Below are 20,335 nucleotides of genomic sequence, written 5' to 3'. Positions count from 1 at the left end.
ATTAATCAGCATATTAAAATATTCTTCACCCGTCATTACAGCCGGCGCTCATCATCCGTAGATATATAAATCGGAGAACTAATAATGTTATACATATAAAGATAGTGAGAAAAGACCCTCAATATTATTCAACTTTTAACACACATATCAAAATGTTAGGAAAATTTGGAATAAGGTTTAAAAGCACCGATTTAATATTTTATCTTATGAAAGAGAGAGTAGTAGAAGCAAAAAGACTGGTAGGGAAGAAAACGGTGAGGGGAAAGACTTACGAATACGAGTACTTTACACTGCCACTTAATTTGTACATACCGAAGTCTATGGTAGAAAAACACGGTACTAAATACTATCTACACTATGACGAAGAAACGGGGACTATAACAATAAAGCCCACTGAAGAAAAATAAAAAGCCTAAATCCCCAATGAGCCAAAGCTAAATTTTTCCATAATCTTTCATTACATCTTCAAAGACTTCTTTCAATTGACTGTAGCTAGCGTCAACTGAGCATTTCTTAAATGTGTCTTTTCCCAAGGAATATTTTTCCGGATCTTTCAAGACAATATTTATTTTTTCTGCTAAATCTTTTGGATCTCCTTGCTTAAACACATATCCGTTACCTCTATCTATAACTAACTCACTTACCCCAGCACCACTGCTTACAATAGCTGGTTTTCCATAGACCCAACCTTCACATACAGCGAGTCCGAAACCTTCGATTTTAGATGGCAAAACCACTATATCTGATGCCTCATAGACCTTATACAAATCTTCATCTGGCACATACCCGGTAAAAATAACCTTATCTTTTACTCCAATTTCACTAGCTAAAGACTGTAGTTTTCTTGCCCATACATTAGCCTTTCCAGTACCTAATGCCCCACTAGTAAAACTACCATTGCCTACTAAGAGTAGTTTCGCGTTGTCCACATATTTCATAGCCTGTATAGCGATATCTTGGCTTTTCATTGGATCCATTCTAGCTACTACAGTAATAATTTTCTCATCTTTTATACCATATTTTTCTTTAATTTTGTGAACTTCTTGAGTAGACGCCCTTTTATATTCTGAAGGATTTATGAAGGGGTAAATTTGCTTTACTTTCCCTTTTGCACCAACCCTTAACATTCCCTCTAAGTCCCTTTTAGTACTTAAAATTACGGCATCAAAACCTTCAAATGACCTTATTAAGAACTCCCTTACTTTGGTTGAAAGGTATTCTGGGACAAAGGGTATATGATACCATAATACTGCTGGAGCGGATGGCCCTATTATACCACCAATTAAGAGTTGCTGAAAATCATTAATGAAATAAACGTCTGTGTCTTTATAAAACTCTAGAAGTTTTTGGGCAGATAACCAATTGTAAGTTGCATATGGTATGTAGTCCTCAGGTTGTATATCATATTTAGATAAGTTGTGAGCTTCGTTGTAAATCCCTTCTTTAAACTTTGTATATCCTTGAAGGTTTTTAGGATCTAAGTCGACAAAGTAAACATCTAAGTCGTTAAGTTTAACTTCCGGTGGATAACCTGGGCCGAGAGAGACCCATCTAACCTTACTAAAATTCTTGCTTATTGCAAGCATCATCTTAGATACTCCACCAACAGAAACATAGTAGTCTGAAGGGTCTAGTGTAGAAACATCTATAGGTAATGATAGGTAACCATACTTCTCGACTAAATCTCTGTAAGTGTACCTAAATCTGATAGGAGGTGTTTGAGTATTTATAGCGACAGAAAACATATGAAAAAAAGCGATTGTAAATTTATAAAGTTTTTATCCTACTATTGTCCGTGAATTATGCTTTCCTATCTAACGGGCTTACTTCGGCTTTAGAAAGTCAAGGAAGCGTCGATTGGTTTCCAGTACCTAGGTTTGATTCCCAATCTGTCTTTACAAGGCTTTTAGATTATGATAAAGGTGGATATTTTTCAGTTAAGCCTGTCGAGTACGAGAAAATTCGAGAGGAGTATATTGGTTACTCATTAATCTTAAAGACGACATTTAAAAAAGGTTGTTCAACAGCTACTGTGATAGATTTTCTCCCTTTATCGTTACCCGGAATAATAAGGCTTTACGATACCGAACTCCCTCTTGAAGTTAACGTAAACCCAGTGTTTAACTACGGTTTAATTAATGCAGGGACAGAGATGCAAAAAGATGGTATAATATTTAAAAATCCACTTTCTAAAGAAGGAATTGAATTATTAATTTACGGGGATCACGAGATAATTAGTCCTTACAAATTTGTCATAAAACCGGGTAAAGGTAACCTTTTTTTGCTTTATTCAAAGGACTTAAGATACGGTTTATTTACTCAAAAAGGTTCTGTATACCCTAGGCCATACGAAGCTTTTCTAGAACTATTGAGCTATAATGAGAGAGAGCTAAGCAAAGCTAAAGAAACAAAATTTACACAATTAAAAGATCTTTATTATCGTTCTCTTTCAGTGCTTCTAGGACTTTTATATAGACCGTCAGGCGGAATGATTGCTTCTCCTACAACATCATTGCCAGAAATAGTTGGCTCGCAAAGAAATTGGGATTATAGATATGTGTGGATTAGAGATGCATCTTATGCAACTGAAGCACTTATAAGGGCAGGTCTTATAGTTATGGCAAGACGTTCACTAGATTTTATGATAAGCGTTGTAGAGCCCACATCAAAAAGTTTTGACCACCCATTTTACACAATTGATGGAACTCCTCCACCAGCTGAAGAGAACTTAGACTGGTTATCTGGCTATAAAAACTCTAAACCAGTTAGAGTAGGGAACGCAGCATATTTACAAATTCAGATGGATATAGAAGGAGCTTTTATGCAGGCACTCTATCAATATTATAAAGAAACTCGGGATGATGAATATATAGATAGAAACTATTGGGTTATTGAAACGATTGCAAGTTGGGTTAAATCAGCTTGGAAAGATAAGAGTGCAGATATATGGGAAGAAAGAGGAGTAATTAGACATTACACTCATACAAAAGTTATGTTATGGGTAGCGCTAGACAGAGCATCGAAATTAGCAGAAGCCTTAGGATATAAGAAAGATGTAGAGGAATGGAGAAGTGAAGCAAATAAAATAAAAGAGGATGTAATGAAAAACGGAGTTATAGATAATGCTTTCGTAAGATATTATGGGGGAGAGGAAATAGATGCTGCACTATTGACTTTACCGCTTTACGACTTCGTAAATCCTAATGACAAGATATTCCTAAATACTCTAAATAGGATAAAACATGAACTAAAAGTGGGTGATGGACTTTATCTACGATATAAAAAAGACTTCTTAGGGAGAACTGTACATCCATTTAGTTTAGTTACAGCTTGGATGGCAAGAGTTTATATAAGGTTAGGTGATTACGATAGAGCTATTTCGTTGCTTAAAAGATTAGATTCTTGTGCTAACTCATTAAAGCTTCTGGGAGAACATATAGATCAAAACACTTGCGAAGCTAGAGGAAACTTTCCCCAATCTTTTCCTCATGCAGGTATAGTTTTAAGTATTATTGAGCTAGAAGAAAGATTAAATGAAAAGAATACTGCAGTTAGTAAATGAAGCTATAGAAGAAATTGAACGTTATGGATCTTGCGAAGGTGCTTATCAGTTACTTAAATATATTTCGTCAACGGGTGAAAAATTCATAAAAGAAGAAGAGGTAAAGTACGATTTCACGTTAGATCAACTAATATTACTGTCAATGAGTAAAAAGACTAAAAAGTATAAATTACTAGCTTCATCATTTTTCGTATACGATTACCTTAGCAAAAAATACAAGATACAAGATCCTCTTTTTACGTTTAGATGGGGAAAGCTTTACTTTATATATAGTTATAGAATTGTTGGAAGACTTTCATTGCTTGTTGAAAAAGGGTTCTTACAAATTGAAAGAAGGGGGGAAATAAAATTAACAAGTCTTGGTGAAGAAGAAAGCAAGAATTTGTTTTCTATGTTAAACCAGAAGGAGAAAGACGAAATTAAAAAGGTAAAAGAGAAGGTAGAACAGCTAACCCTCACTGAATTAAGAACATATACAAAAAAGTATTTGTTTGAAGTAGCTAAATAGTTACTCTACGTATTTGTAGTTAAACAGTCTGTTTAAATATGCTTGCTCCCAATTATCTTTTTGTAAAGTATATTCTCTCTTCATTACTGGGTCTTTAGCTGCAGCTGGTGGTTGCTTTGTTAAATCTAACTGGAATTGCAAACTATATGACTCTAATTTACCTTCTAAATTGCCAACATATGCCCAACCAACAAATGCATATTGTACTGGAACTTTCTCACTAATTCCCTCCATTTCTAAGATTTTGTTTGCGGCAAACTGAGAACTTTCAAACGCTATTTCTTGGTTCTTCGGGAATGGTAACTTAGCTGCATCTCCAACCACTAGTATATCGTCATACTTAGGAGTCCTTAAATCTTGAGGACTTCTCACGTCTGCAAATGGTGCTCCTAAGCCAGCTTCTTCAATGAACTTAGGTACTCTGTTAGGTTCTAACATTGCTAAAATTGTATATTCATATTTCTCACCAGAACTAGTGACTACATATTTATCGGAGACCTCAGCTATTTCTTGGTTAGTTACTAGTTGAATTTCAGCTTTTTCATATATCTGTTTTACTACATCAGCTATCATTGGTGGTTGTGTTTTATCATTTGCGTCAATGTGTATAATCTTGAACTTATTTCTAACTCCTCTGTAAGACAATACTGTATGTGCTAGTAAAGTTGTTTCTGTCGGTGCAGGTGCACATCTATAAGGAGCCTTTGGCGCGTAAACGACTACTGTTCCGCTTTCAGCTGTCCATAGTCTTTGCTTTAATACACTTACTCTCCCAGGGTCATAAACTGTAGAGTTATTGCCCCAGTATTTGTCGTATCCATTAATTTTACTTCCATCAAAAACTATCCCTGGAGAAAGGACTAGATAGTCATAGTTTAACTCTTTTGGTGAATTAAATGTTGTATCTGAGATATAGACTTTTCTATTAGCCGGATCTATTTTATATACGTTTCCTATAGTTACATTTATTCCTGCCTTCGCTACTTCTTCATAGCCTCTTATAATCCTCTTATAATTCTGTTCATTGGTTAGTAATAAAGGTCTGCTTGGGCCAGCAAAATAGAAGTCTTCTTTATTAATTATAGTTATTTTTACGTCTTTTAACTTCTGTGCCAGTGTCGTGGCTACACCCATTCCTCCTATTCCGCCACCTACTATTACAACATGTTTCATGAGTAAATTTAATTTAACAAAGTTTAATGAAACTTTGTGTATCTCTATACGGGCAAAAGGTTTAAATTAGTAAAAATAGATAAGTAAGGTTGAGTTAAATATTCATTTAGCATTATAAAAAAACAGAAAAAATAAAAATAAATTTGGGTTAGCCATTCTGAAAAATTATGCGTTATTTTATCTAGTTTCTCTCTTTAACTTTTCTGTTGTTGCTGCTGTTGTACTGGCTTTAAGTAAATCTTGTTACCTATTATTGCGTTATTAGGAATTAGTACTTTGGTACCATCTGATTTTATCACGACTGTAAATAGGGTTGCAACGTCCTCAACTATTCCGTCTTCTCCAGTAATGTTGACACTATCGTGAATCTTAAATGGTCTTGCAATTAATAAGAAGAGGCCCGCAACTGCTTGTCCAAGTACTTGCTGTGAGGCAAAACCTATTACTATTCCTAAGAAGCCACCTAACGCTACGCCTGCTGCGCCACCAGCAACACCACCAGCTATTGAAGCTGCTAATGCACCTATACCTATTATTCTTACTATGTTTCTTACTGCTGCGGCAGCAGGATGTCCATATTTAGGAAGTAATGAATAGTAGAAGATCATTGCTATTCCAGATACAATCAGATATCCAAAAGCAAACGCTAGCAATATCTGCACATATGATTCGTAGCTTACTACATTTATGTGAAAAGTAGGCAGTAGGCCTTCGAAAATATACTTAACTATTGCACTGACTATGACGTATATTATAATGTATACTACAACTTTTGCTGTTGCACTTCCTACATTTTTTGCTGTAGCTGGTGCCCCAGGCTTTTCACTTGCTTGAGAACTCATTTTCTTTCAAAACATTTATTAACACATTGAATATAAAATTTACTATGAATGATGACAGCAAGAAGAGACACTCTCTTTTTCGAATAACATTGAATAGAAGAAGAAGCCGCGGCCGGGATTTGAACCCGGGACCTTTGCCTTACCAGGGCAACGCTCTAGCCAGGCTGAGCTACCGCGGCACTAAAATGATTAGCATAACAGCATTTAAGTTTTTTGCGTTACAGTTTCACATCATATAGCACCTATTGAGATGTAACCTTTGTTCTCTCTAGATGGCGAAAGTGCTTTCTGAATAAATTCTTTCGCTCTTCTCTCTCATATTTAAATTATCGTACTTCACATGACACAGCAAGAATTAGAACTTGTCAATCTTATCTGGGAATTAATAGAGGAAAACGTTCCAGTAGACTGCCAAGAAACTATTCATGAATTGAGGAAGAAATTCTATAAAGATCTAAGAGATTTAGGGATTAAAGAAACTCTCAAAAAGTGGATAAAAGAAGATGAGGATCAAATAGATGTTATAATCCCTTAAAAACTTCTGGTATCTCAACTGAGGCTTCCTCATAGTCTTTTATTGTGTCAATCGATCTCCAATATACGTTCTCAAAAGTCACACCTTTTAATAAGCTTTTTTCTGCTAAAAGAGGAAAAGTAGTTTTTTCGATATCTCCCTTCTCTGGCAAGTATTCAAAAATCTCAGACTTCATCTTATAAACACCAGCATTAATCCAGTATTCCTTGAGAACAGGTTTTTCAACAAAATGAATGATCTTTCCATTGCCGTCTATTTGAACAACACCATAGGGACTTCTTAGAGGAACAAGAGCTATACCGGCTAGACATTCATCAAGTTTCATTTTTGTTATATCTAGATTAGTAAGTATATCACCATTAGTCACAACAAATTCTTCATTATGAATAAAATCATTAAGCCTCTTTATCGCACCCCCAGTCCCTAATGGCTCTTCCTCTGTTAAAATTGCTATACTTACACCTAATTTTTCTTGTTTTTTAGATATCCAATCGACTAGAACATCTTTTTTGTACCCGGCAAGAATAAAAAACGAGCTAATTCCAAAGCTCTTTAGCCATAAAATTTGCCACTCTAATATGGGTTTTCCCGATATTTCAACGAGAGGTTTTGGCTTATCGTCTGTCAAAGGTCTTAATCGCTTCCCGTACCCACCCGCTAAAATAACAGCCTTCATTAAATAAATGCAATAACTATAGAATAAAAACTTTTTCAAAGTTTAAGAACTAAAGATTTCTTCTAAATTTATACCTTCTAATTGAAGTAGCTTTTTCTTTAATTCTATTCCTCTAGAATATCCTCCTAGATTGTTTTCTCCAATAACCCTATGACACGGAATAATCAAAAGTACATTATTCTTTGATAACGCAATACCTACAGCTCTTGGAGAAGATTTTACAGCTTCGGCTACTTCCTTATATGTCTTTACTTGTCCCCATTTGATTTTCATTACTTCCTTGAAAACTCTAACCCTAAACTCTTTAGTAAGACCAAAGTCTATTGGCTCTACTAAATCCACTGGTTTGCCCTCAAAATAGAGATCAAGTTTGTGGAAGAAATCAGTAAAATAATCATTATCAAGAGAAGTTCTCTCTGCACAGTCACAAAAATCCAACATTAGAAATCCTTTCTCACTTTTAGCCACAGTTATAGGACCAAAAGGACTTTGGTAAAGACCATAAACTATCATTTTAACTTACTTATTGCACTCTGGTTCAAATCTCTATTTCTAATCTCGTCTAGCAAATTCTTCATGAAGTCATCAAACTTTATCCCTCTAACTTCAACGTTATTCCTTCCTCTAACAGTTATTTTGCCCTCTTCTTTTTCTCTTTTCCCTATTATTATCATATATGGGATCCCTTCATCATAACCTTTCTTTATCCTCTTTGACAAGGTTTCATCAGAAATATCAATGTCAGCTCTAACTTTGTAACTCCTTAGTTTACTTATTAAGTCTTGAGCATAATCTTCGACATCTTTGCTTATTGGTAATACTCTAACTTGAGTAGGAGATATCCATGTAGGTAGTTTACCCTTAAAGTGCTCTAAGATGATAGCCATAAACCTCTCTATCGAACCATAGATAGCTCTATGAATCATTACTGGCCTTCTTCTATTTCCGTCTTTATCAATATACTCTAATTTGAATCTCTCTGGCAAATTGAAGTCTACTTGAATTGTAGACAACTGCCACCATCTGTTTAAACTATCCCTAATGTCAAAGTCTATCTTAGGACCATAGAATGCTCCTTCTTTAGGCTTTACCTCATACTTCATTCCTAGGGAGTCTAAAGCTTCAGTTAATGCGTTAGTAGCCTTATTCCACTGCTCATCTGTACCTATACTTTCATCCGGTCTAGTGCTCAGATTTATTCTTACGTCATCTCCCTTAAAACCAAAAGTAGCTAATACGTCCAGAGTTTTCTTAACTAGTGTTTTTACTTCATCTTTTATTTGGTCTTCTGTTAGGAAAATGTGTCCATCATCTTGAACAAATCCTCTAACTCTAAGTAAACCGTAAAGCTCCCCTCTTTTTTCCCATCTAAATACTAAACCGAACTCCGAAAACCTTATTGGTAAATCTTTATAACTTCTGCTTTTACTTTTGAATATCAAAATATGTGCTGGGCAATTCATCGGTTTTAATCCTAATTCTTCTCCCTCCATATTAAAGAGAACCATTTTATCCTTGTAATAGTCGTAATGACCACTAATCTTCCACAGCAAAGATCTATAAATCTCAGCTGTATAAACCTCTTGGTATCCCATGCTTTCATTTATTTCCTCCATGTAATTAACGAGCTCTTTCCTTATTATTTGACCCTTGGCATGAAATAGGACTAAACCGGGAGCGGTTTCATCTGGGAAGCTAAAAAGATCTAGCTTTTCACCTAAAATTCTGTGGTCATATTCAGAAACTTCTTCTAACCATTTAAGGTAATTATCTAACTGCTCTTTAGTCTCAAAACCTACTCCTCTAATTCTTACATACTGGACATTAGGCACTGGATGGTGAACAGAAATGTTGAGTATTTCAAAATATTTTGGTTCAACGTTTGATGGCTCTCCTAAAACCCTTATTTTATTCCCTTGAAATTCAAGGTAGCCATCTTGGAGTTTATACTCATAATGATTGTAGGTCGCAAATTTTTTTGCTTCTTCTAATGTTAGTGTAGTGTCACTTTGAATATCGACATAAAAATCTCTTTCACCTATTCCAACTTCTACAGGCTTTAAACTGTTAGAAGCTAAATTAAGCGCGTAGATGATCCCAGCTTTCAGCCAGACGTTTTTGTACTCTTCCATGATAGGCATTTTTATTTTAGGGGAATAAAATAGTTTAGTGTCTGACTTACTTATAATTGCAAGCGGTGGAGGGCATACTGGTTTTGGAAGAGCTATTGCCCAATACTTGCCATTTAAACCAGACTTTGTTATCCCAGAAGGAGATAAAAATAGTGAAGAGATGATAAAAGACCTAGCAAGAAAGATATATTATGTGAAGAAGGGAAAAGAACCAAATGAGAGTAACATAAAAATAGCAGAGAATATTTTTAGAATTCTTATAGAATCTGGGAAAATAAGTAAATACAAAGTTGTTATAGCAACTGGTTCAAATCATTCTCTTTTCCCCTCTTTTATACAATTCTTAAAAGGTGCTAAAGTATTTGGAATAGAAAGTCAAGATAGGCTAATAACAAGAGGAAAGGCTATTCAAATAATCTCCTATTTCAGTAAAGGAGTTTTCTTGCATTGGGGGGAACAGAAAAAGCTCTACCCAAAAAAAGGGATGGTAACGGGGCCTATAGTTGAAAGGCCTAGGTATCAAAGAGAGGACGGAGATTATATCCTAGTTACAACCGGAACTCAAGGTTTTAAAAGACTCTTTGATATTTTAGTCAAAACCAATTTAGACAAGGTAGTTATACAAACGGGGAAAGTGGATTATAATCAATATCAAAAGGAAAAACCTAATTGGAAATTCTTCTCCTTTGATTCAGACTTGGAAAGATGGATATCAAAAGCTAAAGTTGTCATTACTCATCAAGGAAAAACTGCAATGGAGTCTGTAGTAATGTATAGGAAACCCACAATCATTGTTTATAACAAAGACTGGGTTTATGCAGCTACTAAGGAAGATAGCAAACTATATGCGAAAGTATTAGGTGCAACATTTTTAGATGATCCTTCTACGTGGGGAAGTGAAGAAACAATGTTACAAGCAATAGAAAAAGTTAGTGAACCTAAGTCGTTTGAGATAGGAACTAAAAAGCTTGTAGATATAATTTTAAATGAACTGTGATGAAACGAGCGCACTCAGATATGGTGAAGACATCACTGCGTACTGATCTATTTTCAGAGATGTTGAACAGATTTGAGAAAAATAAAGAAATATTAGAGAAAGCTGGATGGATAGTTACTGATGTAAATTCCTTTGAATGGTGGGACAATTTAAAGACTGCTGATGAGATTTTAATTTCTTCAATTTTAGTTCAAATGACAAAATGGGAGATTGTGAAAAAAATCATTGTAAAATTAAGAGAAAAAGGACTGAACGACCTTCAAAAACTAGCTGATCTTTCTGAAAGTGAAATAGAGGATCTTATAAAAGGTATTAATTTTTATAAGACTAAAGCTAAGAGATTAAAAAAATTAGCTGAAAAAGTGAAGGAAGTAGGTCTATTAAACTTAGTTAAAAACGAAAAGATGTTGAAGGAAGTGGAGGGGATAGGAGATGAGACAGCTGAAGCTTTACAGCTCTTTGTTGCTAATTTACCAGTGTTTCCTAGATCGTCCTATTCTTCTAGGATTCTAAGCAGAATTCTAGGAGAAGAAATATCTAAAAAAGAAGCGAAAGAGTTAGTAGAAGAATATATAGGAAAAGACATTTATAAACTAAAACTTTTCCACGCAGGAATAGTTACTATTGGTAAAACTTATTGCTTTAGTAAACCTAAATGTGATAGTTGTATATTTAAAGATTTGTGTGCATATTATAAACAAGTGATGAAAAGTTGAAACTCTACGAGTATGAAGGAAAGGAACTTTTTAAACAAGTTGGAATCGCGGTTCCCAAAGGAGTGGTAACAGATAAACCGATAAAATGGGAAGGAAAGGCAGTAGTGAAATCACAGTTGCTTGAAGGTGGAAGAGGGAAAAGAGGTCTTGTGAAAGTAACGGAAGATGTTGAAGGAGCAATATTGGAGCTCTCAAAACTGGGTGTAAGTAAGTTTCTTGTTGAAGAGTTCATACCTCACGAAAAGGAAGTTTATCTGTCAGCATTGATGGATAGAGATACAGCAGAACCTATCATAGTTGCATCACCAGAAGGCGGAATAGATATTGAGAGTAGTAAGAACGTAAAAATATTTCATATCCCACTAGAAAGGGGAGTGAGAAGCTACGACGTTATTAAGATAGAGAAATATCTAAATGTAAAAGGATTAGAACCAATTGTCAAGGGGTTATACAAGCTAGTTGTAGATTATGACGCCGAATTGGCTGAAATTAATCCTTTAGCCATAACAGTTGATGGAAGAATTTTTGCACTTGACTCTAAGGTAATTTTAGAGGATAACGCATTATTTAGACATCAAGATTTAATAGAGAAATTCGGAAGAGTACCTTCTAAGGAGGCTTATGTTGAACTAGATGGAGATATAGGAATAATTGGGAATGGTGCAGGTCTTACAATGGCTACGATGGATATAGTAAAATTAATGAACGGAAATCCTGCAGATTTTTATGATGTTGGTGGAGGAGCTGACAGAGAAAAAGTAAAGCAAGCTATACTTAAAATTGGGAATAACCCAAAGGTAAAGAAAATCGTGATGAACATCTACGGGGGAATTACTAGGTGTGATGAAGTGGCTTTAGGAATAGTTGAAGCTTATAAGGTTGTAAAGAAACCTATTTTCGTAAGACTGGTTGGTACAAATGAAGAAGAAGGAAGAAAAATACTTGAAGAAAATAAGATACCTTATTACACGGACGCATTAACTTGCATAGGTGATGCATTACGTTCGTGAATAAAAATAGTATGGTTTTAGTACAAGGGATAACTGGGAAGGAAGGGTCATTTCACACAAAAGCAATGTTAAACTACGGAACTAAAATTGTTGCAGGCGTTTCCCCTGGAAAAGGTGGAACCACTGTTCATGATGTTCCAGTTTACGATACAGTAGAAGATGCGGTAAAGGAGCATGAGATTGATGCGAGCATAATATTTGTGCCAGCCAAATTCGCTCCAGATGCGATTTACGAAGCAATTGATGGAGGAATTAAGTTGATAGTTGTAATAACTGAGCATATTCCAGTATTAGACATGGCTAAAGTCGTTAAATACGCAAAAGCAAAAGGAAGTAGAATTATTGGACCTAATTGCCCTGGAGTAATTGTACCAGAGGAGTCTTTGGTCGGGATCTTCCCTCCAAGAGCTTTTAGAAAAGGTAAAGTTGGAATAGTGTCTAGATCTGGGACTTTAACTTATGAAGTAGCTGAAATGGTAAAAGAGAAGTTTGGTCAATCAACTGTTATAGGTATAGGTGGAGACCCCATAGTGGGGACAGATATGGTAGACGTTGTAAAGATGTTTGATGAAGATCCAGAGACTGAAAGCATAGTAATTATTGGCGAAATAGGAGGTACAATGGAAGAGAGAGTTGCAAGACTAAAAGCAGAAGGGAAGATAAAGAAAAAGATTGTGGGGTATATTGCAGGAATGACTGCACCAAAAGAGAAGAGAATGGGACATGCAGGTGCTGTTGTATACATGGGTATGGGAACATTTGAAAGCAAAATAAGGGCACTTAAAGAATCAGGCATTCCAGTAGCAACTACACCTTATGAAATACCTAATTTACTTTAATTTTTTCCACACAAAAACTATAACTGCCAAAATTGCTACTATAGCTAAACTACCATATATTGCATAGTTCATTAAATTGTCAGCAGAAGACTGTACATTAATGTTTATTATTTGCCCTTGGCTAAAGACTATCGAGATGTTCCCCCCTTGAGGGAAGAATATCACGTAATAATGTCCTATCATTGCGCCCATAAACGGAAGATCTGTTGAAGCGTATTCGGTAGAATAATAGAATTCGTTATAAATTGATGACAACTGAACTATCATAGAATATGGTTTGCCGTTAACATAAATAGTTCCTTCTGGTTGCGTAAATGGAAAATTAGAAATTGGTAAGATCACGGTAGCATAACCTTTAGAAAGAATGTTTAAGGCACCAAGAGTTTGGTTCCCTATAACCGTGTTAGAAGAAGATATATCAGCAGAAGGAGACACTATATATAACGAATTTACTGATTTACTTTTTCCAACCACGTCAGTCATCACTACTTTATATAAATTGTAAGACTTGATCATAGTTGGCAAAGGCTTTACAAAATTAAGCTTCACGCTAAAATTAAATTTTATACCATTTTCTGTAGTCGCATTATATACACTTATTGGAAATCCATATTGAGCCGAAACAATCATATAGCTACCTCCAGAGTTAAAGAACTTTATAGCTGGAATAGTTATACTTCCGTTATTTATTCCATAATTTATCATACTAAAGTTGGTGAAGAGAGATATGATAGGAAGATAATATTGGTTATAATAAATATCGTAAAAAGTTAACGCCGTAGTGTTATAAGTTGAAACATTATGATAGGGCTTAAGGGGAGGGGTTACAGAAGTCACATTACTTATAACACTCATATTAAAATGAGAGTAGTCCCATGTCATGTTAAAATTATAAGTATATGAAAGATATTGACCTTGGTTAATATAATAGCTTGACGATGATAACGTATAAGAGAAGATCATTCCAGGTAAGAGAAATGCAAAAAGTATTACCGAGGCAGTCATTGATTAGTAGTAGAATAGCAGGTTATATAAAATCTCCCATAATAATGGGCCCGGTGGGACTTGAACCCACGGCCTCCCGGTATCTGACCGGGGCTATCAGCCGGGCGCTCTACCAGGCTAAGCTACGGGCCCATTATTATCATTATAACTAACCTTTTTAAGACTTTTTGTTAAATTAGAAATAAATGATGAGCGATGGGCGGATTGAATTGATGATGCTATTCTGTAATATCTGATTAACTTCTTGTTTTGATTTTCCATGATAAACAAAAACTTTAAATCAAAATCCCCATTTCTATTAAATAAGGGCCGGTAGCTCAGCCTGGAAGAGTGCTCGGCTTGCAACCGAGAGGTCCCGGGTTCAAATCCCGGCCGGTCCATGTTTTTGTTCTCTAATCTTCACTCTAGGAAGATTTGCTTGTTTCTGGATTAAGCTTATATAACTTATTTAGTAAGGTATTTCGATGGAGTCTAGTTCAAAAGTTCTTCCTAAGTTTGACAAATTCAAGCTCCTTGATACCGCTGTAGTTGGTGCACTAGTAATAATATCGATCCTTATAAGAATAGTCAACGTAATGGCATTCCCTCAGAGTGTAAATGAGTTTGACCCTTGGTATCTTTTCTATAACGCTGTATTAATAGCTCAATCAGGTGGTAATTGGTACGCAGTTCCACCAGACGTACATGGATGGTTCCCTTGGGGGTATTTTATAGAACTTCAAAATACAATAGGATTACCTTGGTTAGTAGCTCTATTTTCAATGCCATTCTATTCACAGTTTGGGGATAACGCAGTATATACTGTTGCAGTGCTTTCTGATATAATGTTAGATGGCTTGGGCGTAGTTGCTGCTTTTTTAGCTATAGACACGATAACTGAAAGCAGAATTGGAGGTTACATAGCCGCTGCTGTAGTAGCAGTCTCTCCTTCACTTACTTATAAGAATCTTTTAGGAGGTTTACCAAAGACCTCTTGGGGAGGCGCACTTGTATTATTCTCTATATACTTTTTAGCTCTAGCAATAAAGAAGAAGAACCCTATATATGGAATACCTGCTGGTATTATGGTATTTTTAGCCAACATAATCTGGGGAGGCTATACTTACATTGACCTAAGCTTAGCAATAGCAGCTTTCTTGTTAGTTCTGTTAAACAAAAATGATGAAGTGACAGCAAAAACACTTACACTATTAGCAGTAACTGCTTCCTTCCTTACTTCATTATCACCTAACGGCATAGGATTTATGTCTGGATTAGCACATGGACTTTCATTGCTTGTAATTCCATTATTCCTCTATGCTGAATTATACATAAGAAAAATAATTCCAAAAGAAATTACCGATTCAAGAAATATACTTATAGGGGGAGCTATTGTTTTTATAATCTCAATAGCAATATTAGGCTTAGCAGCTCTAGGTAAATCCCCTATTCCCTCTAGATACTATGCTATAGTTAATCCTTTCTACCAGTTTTCAGTATCTATAGATAGAACAGTAGCAGAGTATATCCCGCAACCAGTTACTGCAATGATACAAGATTTCGGAATTTCATTATTCTTATCAATAATAGGAATGTATTTCGTAATTACAAAAAGGGCAGAGCTCCCTGGACTTTGGTTATTGGTGCTTGGTGTTGCAAGTATTTATGGAACGTCTGAACAGCCATATTTATTTAACTATACAATATACATAATCGCAGCGTTAGCAGGACTTGGGATTGCAGAAATAATAAACAGACTTAGAGAAAGCAAGACGTTTACTACAAGGAGTGTAAGGATGGCATCAGTAATTATGCTTGCAATTGTTGGTGTCTCACTATTGGCTGATGCTGGGATTGCAATGGAGATAAGTTACGAACCCACAGCAATATATAATGCGGGGACATCTTTCCTAACTACGAACTATGCTTGGATTTCTGCCTTAAGCTGGATAAATCATAACACACCTAAGAACGCATTCATCTTGAGCTGGTGGGACTATGGATATTGGATTGAAGTAGCGGGAAACAGAACAGTAATAGATGAAAATAACACACTTAATGGTACACAGATAAAACTAATGGCAGAGATGTTCCTTAATAACGATACTTTCGCCGCTAATGTATTAGAAAACTACTTCCATATTTATCCATATGGTAGCCCTAACTACAACATACCAACGTATATAGTGGCATATGATGCAGTTACTCAGTATGTTTCAACTGCTAATGGTCAACAAGCAAGCGTATGGTTTATAGGTTATCCGACAAACTTCCCTGGTACGTTTATTGGTTATACTACTAGCCTCGGTGATATTGCAAAAGCAATGGGAGCAATGACTACAATAGCTGGCTATAACATGTATAGTTACGTAAACTTCACTTATATTAATGAAACTGCTACCACATTAGCTGAATCTGGACAAACACAATTAGCTTCCATTATAGGTAATTCATTACCTATGGCGTGGACTCCTAAAGCTTACAATTCATTAATAGTGAATATGTTTATTGAAGGACTACAGTCACTAAATCAAGGACCTGTACAAGCACCATTTTCAATTCCATTAAGTCAATTATCTAGCACAAGCACACTAATTAACCAGAATGGATTTTTACCTAGAGTAATAATGCCCTATTTCAGACCAGTATACATATCACTGTATCCAGTTACAGCAACCCCAGCATTAGGTGGAGAAGCTGTTGTGTACATAATGGTCGTAGTATATCAGTTTACAGCACCTAACGCTATTTTACCATTAACAATTCAAGTAAATGGAACTACAATAAGTTAACAGTTAAGTTTTATTCCTTTTTTAAGCTCTATTCTATACTTAACATACTTGTCCACGGGAGAAAATCTAGCTGGATGAGGAATTATAGTAGGAGACCCACAAATAGGACATATGTCTTTTAAAGTATAAGTAAAATCTTTAGGGCACTTTCTTATTTTCCATCTCATTTTTTAACAACTCCAAATTCGACATTCTCTTCTTTGCTTAGTTCTCTAATGTTATCTAGAATTTCTGTAAGAACTTTCGATAGAAGTTTTGGATCAGTGCCTATTATATCAATTCTATACCTAGGTGCACCTATAGTGTAAATCTTTATATCTACATCAGAGTTTTCTGCGATTTCAGCAGCTGATCCTAATACTTTCCTAATTCTTTCTATTCCATCTGGACTTGGTGACCTTAATGTAATAATTTCACTAACTTTAACTCTTTTTTCCTCTATATGCTTACCTATCTCGTCCATTAATGGTTTAATCCAGATATCTGGGATCCCAGCATCTTTAAGAATATAATCCCCTTCTTTTATAGCCTTAACTAATGAATCGTATACGTCTCCGTATTTATCCTCTAATTTCCAAGCCACCTGTTCCCAAGCTTCTTTTTCTGATTTTCCTAGTTTTTGTGAAACAATCTCTAGGATTTTGTCAACTTTTTGTAGTTTCTTCCATTGCGCATTCTTCTTTCTTTTCTCATCTTCTGTAACTTTTTTAAGAGAAACGTCTATTGTACCTTTTTTCCTATCAACTCTAATAACCTTAACAACAACTTTTCTTCCTTCTTTAATAACATCTCTTATGTTCTTTACCCATCTACTACTTATCTCGCTCCAAGGAAGAAAAGCTTGTAAATTGCCATACTCATCTAGAGTAACATAGCTACCATAATCAAAAACTTGTTTTACAGTAGCTATTAAAATATCCCCTTCAGAGGGGATTGGATTCTTATTATATATCATTTTTAACCAAGTATTCTTACTATGTCGCCAGCTATATTAGCCTTACCGCCTCTTGGGTACACTAATTGAGTCCCACAAGAAAGGCATCTTACTGGAAATGTAGCATGACTAAATACTGTCTGCTCATTGCCACAGTTCTTGCATTTTACTCTTATGAATTTACTCCTTGGCTCTGGAATTAATACCTTAAACTTTGCCTTCATTTAACCACCTCAACTAATTCTAACTTCTTTAATCTTAATCCAGGCCTTACTATTGTGTATCCACATTTCTGGCATTTTAGAACAAGTGACTGCTTCTTTGTAGTTTTAGCGAATCTTTTCTGTTCTGGTTTTCTTTTGCTACCATAACCGAGATTCTTCCTATCATATCTTCTCTGTCCTTCAGCTAAAGTCCTTCTTTTCCCATTTTTATATAAAGATACTGAATGTTCAGTGTGAGTTTTACACTTAGGGCAATATGTGGTTATTGTTTTAGGAACTTTCATTCCACTTCTAAAGGAATAATATAGTCTAAGGTTATTAAAGCTAAAACTTGGCTTAAAGGTAATAAAATTAAGTCTCCAGGGTAAAGAATTTTATTATTTATAGAAAATCGAGACTTAACATAACATAAGATTTTATCTTCTTGAGTAAAATATTTGCCCGAAATAAAATTCACATAAATCTTCTTCATTAAATTTATTATGTCGAGAAACTTTGAATCGAAACCTTTGATTTCTAGACCTTCCAATAACTTACTACTTCTAAGCTCAAATAATGATTCTGCTAATTCTTCATACACAGTAAGTTCCTTTTTGTGTAATTCATCATCATACTTTCGCCTAAGCTTTCTGAGTTGGGTAGATAATGTAGATAGGTCTTTTAGGCTTATTTCTGAAGCCTCTTCTTTTAATGTCTCATTAACTACAATTTCATCTAACATAGCTCTTCACTTTTCCTAAACCTTTTAATGCTAAATAAATACCAACACCTATAGGTAATTTGATTGCATTACCTTTTTTAAGTGTATATTTTTCATCAAACAGTATAAAATCACCATTAACATAAGGAAGAAATGCACAGTATCCAGAAAAAGGGGATAAGGAAGACAAATTGTAATCAAAATCTCCCTTTACTTCAAATACCTTTAATCCAGCTTTTCCGTTTAAAGACCCGGGGATCCTAACAAGTCTTCTGGGATCAATAGTAACTTGTGTATCAATATTTATTCCATTAATACCTTTAGCCTTTCTTCCAGACCAGCCTGGATTCCCTTCATAAATATACATTGGCTTCGGCGAAACAATGTAATCAGCAATTTCCTTTCTATCATCTGAGTCTAGCAGAGCACAGTCGTCATGGCACTCTACTCTTATGTGAAACCCCCTATTTCCAGAAAAGAATATCCTAGCATTTAGCCCAAAATCCTCTTTTAAGATGTCCTTTACCAGTAAAGCATTTTGATATACATTCTTTATACATTCTTTCGTAATTTCTACGTATTCTATAGGAGATTCTCCTTCACAACTGCTTGATAATGTTTCATAACCATCTGGACAAAATCTCCTTATTTTTACATTTTCACAAATCTCGTCTGCGTCTAAATCAAAAAGTAAATCTGAACCTAGCCATCCTTTTTCATCCATATCTTTAGCTGATGGTAGCTGATACCTAGCTGAAGAGTAATAAAGGTGTAAAGGAACGTTTTCTAGTATATATTGCTTAACTTCCAGAGGAGAAGAAAAAGATAAATGTCTCACATAAGTCTCAGAATTAAATGGTTGAAAGGCAAATTCCCTTAATTCAATATCGTCTGGTAACTCTAGTTGAGCATTTTCATAATAGTCTCTAAAAAGAAATTTGATCAGATTACTCTGCTCTTGGCGCGATGTAGAAATCTGCATACCCCCCTTGCGGTAAATTATATCTTAACTTTAATGGAATTTGAGAACCAAAGGCTATTTCCACAGTATCAGAAGGCTTTCTCATTTTAGAAGTATTTACAACATATTCTATTCCGTAAATGCTCTCTGCGTCACCTCCTTCGCTCTCTAGAAGACCTCCGTTTTCAGTTGATAATTCAATAGTTTCACTTCCTAAATCAGAATTAGCTGTTATGTAAAGCTTGCCTTCTTGTGCCTTAAATGTCACTGCGTCACCTCCAATATCCTCTATCTCATCAATGATCTCTGTAAAAGTTACTGTTAATGCCTTTGCTTTAAACGGAAATTCTAAGTTTAGATTAGGAGCTTCTAGCTCAGAAGCAGTAATAGAAGGAAAAGTAAAAGATCTTTCGTAATCACCATCTAGTGTAACTTTCACATTTTGATTTTCATCGCTCTCTAGATATAATGAGTCATTTTTATTCACAGTCTTTAGAACGTCATTTAAATCTTCAAGTTTAACTCCTACCTTTTCCTCTTCTTTGACATTATATTCTTCAAAATAACCAGCAGGAACTAGTATATCTATAAATGCAACTTTGGATGGATCTATTCCCCTTATCTTTAACCCATCTTGAGAAAAGTCCAAAGTGATCTCATCTATAAATTCCTCTAACGTTCTAAATATATAGGAAAATGAATCCGCATCAACTACTTTAACTTTCATGTATAAATTCTTTTACAATAAGA

The 20,335-nt window shown here is 35.1% G+C and carries 23 protein-coding genes and 3 tRNA genes; 10 read left to right on the top strand and 16 right to left on the bottom strand.

Annotated elements, in window-relative coordinates; genetic code table 11:
- Nucleotides 1-206 precede the first annotated feature (206 nt).
- The gene (locus tag AC3OCB_RS03280; protein WP_498340768.1) at nt 207-407 is read left to right on the top strand and encodes a hypothetical protein; all 201 of its coding nucleotides are present in this window, start codon (nt 207-209) and stop codon (nt 405-407) included.
- 27 nt (nt 408-434) lie between these two features.
- Here AC3OCB_RS03280 and AC3OCB_RS03275 read toward each other — a convergent pair whose 3' ends face one another.
- Nucleotides 435-1,745 (bottom strand): glycosyltransferase family 4 protein, encoded by a 1,311-nt coding sequence (locus AC3OCB_RS03275; RefSeq protein ID WP_498340767.1) that lies wholly within the window; start codon nt 1,743-1,745, stop codon nt 435-437.
- Nucleotides 1,746-1,795: 50 nt separating this feature from the next.
- On the opposite strand from AC3OCB_RS03275, the gene treH2 reads away from it, so the two are divergent.
- Nucleotides 1,796-3,562 carry an alpha,alpha-trehalase TreH2 gene (gene treH2, locus AC3OCB_RS03270; RefSeq protein WP_498340766.1) on the top strand — a complete coding sequence of 589 codons (1,767 nt, stop codon included), beginning with the start codon at nt 1,796-1,798 and terminating at the stop codon, nt 3,560-3,562.
- Entirely contained in the window at nt 3,534-4,070 is a 537-nt protein-coding gene (locus AC3OCB_RS03265; RefSeq protein WP_498340765.1) for a hypothetical protein, read from the top strand. The genes treH2 and AC3OCB_RS03265 overlap by 29 nt, the downstream gene beginning before the upstream one ends.
- On the opposite strand, the gene AC3OCB_RS03260 is transcribed toward AC3OCB_RS03265, so the two are convergent.
- From AC3OCB_RS03260 to AC3OCB_RS03250, 3 genes are all read right to left on the bottom strand, one after another.
- The gene (locus tag AC3OCB_RS03260; RefSeq protein ID WP_498340764.1) at nt 4,071-5,243 is read right to left on the bottom strand and encodes an FAD-dependent oxidoreductase; all 1,173 of its coding nucleotides are present in this window, start codon (nt 5,241-5,243) and stop codon (nt 4,071-4,073) included.
- Between the two features lie 194 nt (nt 5,244-5,437).
- On the bottom strand, nt 5,438-6,085 hold the full coding sequence (locus tag AC3OCB_RS03255) for a mechanosensitive ion channel domain-containing protein (RefSeq protein ID WP_498340763.1): 648 nt from the start codon (nt 6,083-6,085) through the stop codon (nt 5,438-5,440).
- Nucleotides 6,086-6,189: 104 nt separating this feature from the next.
- A tRNA-Thr gene (locus tag AC3OCB_RS03250) sits at nt 6,190-6,264 on the bottom strand.
- 161 nt (nt 6,265-6,425) lie between these two features.
- On the opposite strand from AC3OCB_RS03250, the gene AC3OCB_RS03245 reads away from it, so the two are divergent.
- Nucleotides 6,426-6,620 carry a hypothetical protein gene (locus AC3OCB_RS03245; RefSeq protein WP_498340762.1) on the top strand — a complete coding sequence of 65 codons (195 nt, stop codon included), beginning with the start codon at nt 6,426-6,428 and terminating at the stop codon, nt 6,618-6,620.
- Here AC3OCB_RS03245 and AC3OCB_RS03240 read toward each other — a convergent pair.
- Genes AC3OCB_RS03240 through thrS form a run of 3 tightly spaced genes read right to left on the bottom strand, consistent with a single transcriptional unit; the run spans nt 6,607 to nt 9,428 of the window.
- Nucleotides 6,607-7,296 carry a nucleotidyltransferase family protein gene (locus AC3OCB_RS03240; RefSeq protein ID WP_498340761.1) on the bottom strand — a complete coding sequence of 230 codons (690 nt, stop codon included), beginning with the start codon at nt 7,294-7,296 and terminating at the stop codon, nt 6,607-6,609. The two genes, AC3OCB_RS03245 and AC3OCB_RS03240, sit on opposite strands and share 14 nt — an antisense overlap.
- A gap of 42 nt (nt 7,297-7,338) precedes the next feature.
- Entirely contained in the window at nt 7,339-7,809 is a 471-nt protein-coding gene (locus tag AC3OCB_RS03235; RefSeq protein ID WP_498340760.1) for a methylated-DNA--[protein]-cysteine S-methyltransferase, read from the bottom strand.
- Complete coding sequence (gene thrS, locus AC3OCB_RS03230; RefSeq protein ID WP_498340759.1) at nt 7,806-9,428, bottom strand: threonine--tRNA ligase; 1,623 nt, start codon at nt 9,426-9,428, stop codon at nt 7,806-7,808. The genes AC3OCB_RS03235 and thrS overlap by 4 nt, the downstream gene beginning before the upstream one ends.
- A gap of 37 nt (nt 9,429-9,465) precedes the next feature.
- Here thrS and AC3OCB_RS03225 point away from each other — a divergent pair, with 37 nt between their 5' ends.
- The 4 genes from AC3OCB_RS03225 to sucD are packed head-to-tail and all read left to right on the top strand — an operon-like array spanning nt 9,466 to nt 12,990.
- The gene (locus tag AC3OCB_RS03225) at nt 9,466-10,425 is read left to right on the top strand and encodes a UDP-N-acetylglucosamine--N-acetylmuramyl-(pentapeptide) pyrophosphoryl-undecaprenol N-acetylglucosamine transferase (RefSeq protein WP_498340758.1); all 960 of its coding nucleotides are present in this window, start codon (nt 9,466-9,468) and stop codon (nt 10,423-10,425) included.
- The gene (locus tag AC3OCB_RS03220) at nt 10,425-11,141 is read left to right on the top strand and encodes an endonuclease III domain-containing protein (protein ID WP_498340757.1); all 717 of its coding nucleotides are present in this window, start codon (nt 10,425-10,427) and stop codon (nt 11,139-11,141) included. Before AC3OCB_RS03225 ends, AC3OCB_RS03220 begins: the two co-directional genes overlap by 1 nt.
- Complete coding sequence (locus AC3OCB_RS03215) at nt 11,138-12,151, top strand: ATP-grasp domain-containing protein (RefSeq protein ID WP_498340756.1); 1,014 nt, start codon at nt 11,138-11,140, stop codon at nt 12,149-12,151. The genes AC3OCB_RS03220 and AC3OCB_RS03215 overlap by 4 nt, the downstream gene beginning before the upstream one ends.
- Before the next feature lie 11 nt (nt 12,152-12,162).
- Entirely contained in the window at nt 12,163-12,990 is an 828-nt protein-coding gene (sucD, locus tag AC3OCB_RS03210) for a succinate--CoA ligase subunit alpha (protein ID WP_498340813.1), read from the top strand.
- On the opposite strand, the gene AC3OCB_RS03205 is transcribed toward sucD, so the two are convergent.
- Both AC3OCB_RS03205 and AC3OCB_RS03200 read right to left on the bottom strand, forming a co-directional pair.
- Nucleotides 12,982-13,995: a hypothetical protein gene (locus tag AC3OCB_RS03205; protein ID WP_498340755.1), complete on the bottom strand. Its 1,014-nt coding sequence runs from the start codon at nt 13,993-13,995 to the stop codon at nt 12,982-12,984. The genes sucD and AC3OCB_RS03205 overlap by 9 nt on opposite strands.
- Nucleotides 13,996-14,040: 45 nt before the next feature.
- Nucleotides 14,041-14,127, bottom strand: a tRNA-Ile gene (locus tag AC3OCB_RS03200).
- A 174-nt stretch (nt 14,128-14,301) separates the two neighbouring features.
- Between AC3OCB_RS03200 and AC3OCB_RS03195 the strand changes: the two genes are divergently transcribed.
- Together AC3OCB_RS03195 and AC3OCB_RS03190 are read left to right on the top strand one after the other, a co-directional pair.
- Nucleotides 14,302-14,375, top strand: a tRNA-Ala gene (locus AC3OCB_RS03195).
- A gap of 84 nt (nt 14,376-14,459) precedes the next feature.
- Entirely contained in the window at nt 14,460-16,766 is a 2,307-nt protein-coding gene (locus tag AC3OCB_RS03190; protein ID WP_498340754.1) for an STT3 domain-containing protein, read from the top strand.
- Here the strand turns inward: AC3OCB_RS03190 and AC3OCB_RS03185 are convergent.
- From AC3OCB_RS03185 to AC3OCB_RS03155, 7 genes are read right to left on the bottom strand one after another with little or no spacing between them, the layout of a single operon-like run.
- Nucleotides 16,763-16,933: an RNA-protein complex protein Nop10 gene (locus AC3OCB_RS03185; protein ID WP_498340753.1), complete on the bottom strand. Its 171-nt coding sequence runs from the start codon at nt 16,931-16,933 to the stop codon at nt 16,763-16,765. The two genes, AC3OCB_RS03190 and AC3OCB_RS03185, sit on opposite strands and share 4 nt — an antisense overlap.
- Nucleotides 16,930-17,721, bottom strand: a complete 792-nt coding sequence (locus AC3OCB_RS03180; RefSeq protein ID WP_498340752.1) for a translation initiation factor IF-2 subunit alpha — start codon at nt 17,719-17,721, stop codon at nt 16,930-16,932. Before AC3OCB_RS03180 ends, AC3OCB_RS03185 begins: the two co-directional genes overlap by 4 nt.
- A 2-nt stretch (nt 17,722-17,723) precedes the next feature.
- Entirely contained in the window at nt 17,724-17,924 is a 201-nt protein-coding gene (locus tag AC3OCB_RS03175; protein WP_498340751.1) for a 30S ribosomal protein S27e, read from the bottom strand.
- A complete protein-coding gene (locus AC3OCB_RS03170) occupies nt 17,921-18,208 on the bottom strand; it encodes a 50S ribosomal protein L44e (RefSeq protein WP_498340750.1) in 288 nt (95 codons plus the stop codon). Before AC3OCB_RS03170 ends, AC3OCB_RS03175 begins: the two co-directional genes overlap by 4 nt.
- A complete protein-coding gene (gene gins15, locus AC3OCB_RS03165; protein ID WP_498340749.1) occupies nt 18,205-18,645 on the bottom strand; it encodes a DNA replication protein Gins15 in 441 nt (146 codons plus the stop codon). The genes AC3OCB_RS03170 and gins15 overlap by 4 nt, the downstream gene beginning before the upstream one ends.
- The gene (priS, locus tag AC3OCB_RS03160; RefSeq protein WP_498340748.1) at nt 18,635-19,606 is read right to left on the bottom strand and encodes a DNA primase small subunit PriS; all 972 of its coding nucleotides are present in this window, start codon (nt 19,604-19,606) and stop codon (nt 18,635-18,637) included. Before priS ends, gins15 begins: the two co-directional genes overlap by 11 nt.
- On the bottom strand, nt 19,572-20,312 hold the full coding sequence (locus AC3OCB_RS03155; protein ID WP_498340747.1) for a DNA polymerase sliding clamp: 741 nt from the start codon (nt 20,310-20,312) through the stop codon (nt 19,572-19,574). Before AC3OCB_RS03155 ends, priS begins: the two co-directional genes overlap by 35 nt.
- Nucleotides 20,313-20,335 lie beyond the last annotated feature (23 nt).

Source organism: Sulfurisphaera sp. (genome assembly GCF_059755235.1).
This window is presented reverse-complemented; position numbering and strand designations above follow the sequence as displayed.

Bases quoted from the DNA above. Each gene is read 5' to 3' on its own strand.
- AC3OCB_RS03170 (WP_498340750.1), bottom strand. From the start codon at position 18,208: ATGAAAGTTCCTAAAACAATAACCACATATTGCCCTAAGTGTAAAACT.
- AC3OCB_RS03155 (WP_498340747.1), bottom strand. From the start codon at position 20,312: ATGAAAGTTAAAGTAGTTGATGCGGATTCATTTTCCTATATATTTAGA.
- AC3OCB_RS03265 (WP_498340765.1), top strand. From the start codon at position 3,534: ATGAAAAGAATACTGCAGTTAGTAAATGAAGCTATAGAAGAAATTGAA.
- AC3OCB_RS03220 (WP_498340757.1), top strand. From the start codon at position 10,425: ATGAAACGAGCGCACTCAGATATGGTGAAGACATCACTGCGTACTGAT.
- AC3OCB_RS03260 (WP_498340764.1), bottom strand. From the start codon at position 5,243: ATGAAACATGTTGTAATAGTAGGTGGCGGAATAGGAGGAATGGGTGTA.
- sucD (WP_498340813.1), top strand. From the start codon at position 12,163: ATGGTTTTAGTACAAGGGATAACTGGGAAGGAAGGGTCATTTCACACA.
- AC3OCB_RS03205 (WP_498340755.1), bottom strand. From the start codon at position 13,995: ATGACTGCCTCGGTAATACTTTTTGCATTTCTCTTACCTGGAATGATC.
- AC3OCB_RS03235 (WP_498340760.1), bottom strand. From the start codon at position 7,809: ATGATAGTTTATGGTCTTTACCAAAGTCCTTTTGGTCCTATAACTGTG.
- AC3OCB_RS03180 (WP_498340752.1), bottom strand. From the start codon at position 17,721: ATGATATATAATAAGAATCCAATCCCCTCTGAAGGGGATATTTTAATA.
- AC3OCB_RS03175 (WP_498340751.1), bottom strand. From the start codon at position 17,924: ATGAAGGCAAAGTTTAAGGTATTAATTCCAGAGCCAAGGAGTAAATTC.
- AC3OCB_RS03255 (WP_498340763.1), bottom strand. From the start codon at position 6,085: ATGAGTTCTCAAGCAAGTGAAAAGCCTGGGGCACCAGCTACAGCAAAA.
- AC3OCB_RS03240 (WP_498340761.1), bottom strand. From the start codon at position 7,296: ATGAAGGCTGTTATTTTAGCGGGTGGGTACGGGAAGCGATTAAGACCT.
- AC3OCB_RS03275 (WP_498340767.1), bottom strand. From the start codon at position 1,745: ATGTTTTCTGTCGCTATAAATACTCAAACACCTCCTATCAGATTTAGG.
- gins15 (WP_498340749.1), bottom strand. From the start codon at position 18,645: ATGTTAGATGAAATTGTAGTTAATGAGACATTAAAAGAAGAGGCTTCA.
- AC3OCB_RS03190 (WP_498340754.1), top strand. From the start codon at position 14,460: ATGGAGTCTAGTTCAAAAGTTCTTCCTAAGTTTGACAAATTCAAGCTC.
- thrS (WP_498340759.1), bottom strand. From the start codon at position 9,428: ATGGAAGAGTACAAAAACGTCTGGCTGAAAGCTGGGATCATCTACGCG.
- priS (WP_498340748.1), bottom strand. From the start codon at position 19,606: ATGCAGATTTCTACATCGCGCCAAGAGCAGAGTAATCTGATCAAATTT.
- AC3OCB_RS03280 (WP_498340768.1), top strand. From the start codon at position 207: ATGAAAGAGAGAGTAGTAGAAGCAAAAAGACTGGTAGGGAAGAAAACG.
- AC3OCB_RS03245 (WP_498340762.1), top strand. From the start codon at position 6,426: ATGACACAGCAAGAATTAGAACTTGTCAATCTTATCTGGGAATTAATA.
- AC3OCB_RS03185 (WP_498340753.1), bottom strand. From the start codon at position 16,933: ATGAGATGGAAAATAAGAAAGTGCCCTAAAGATTTTACTTATACTTTA.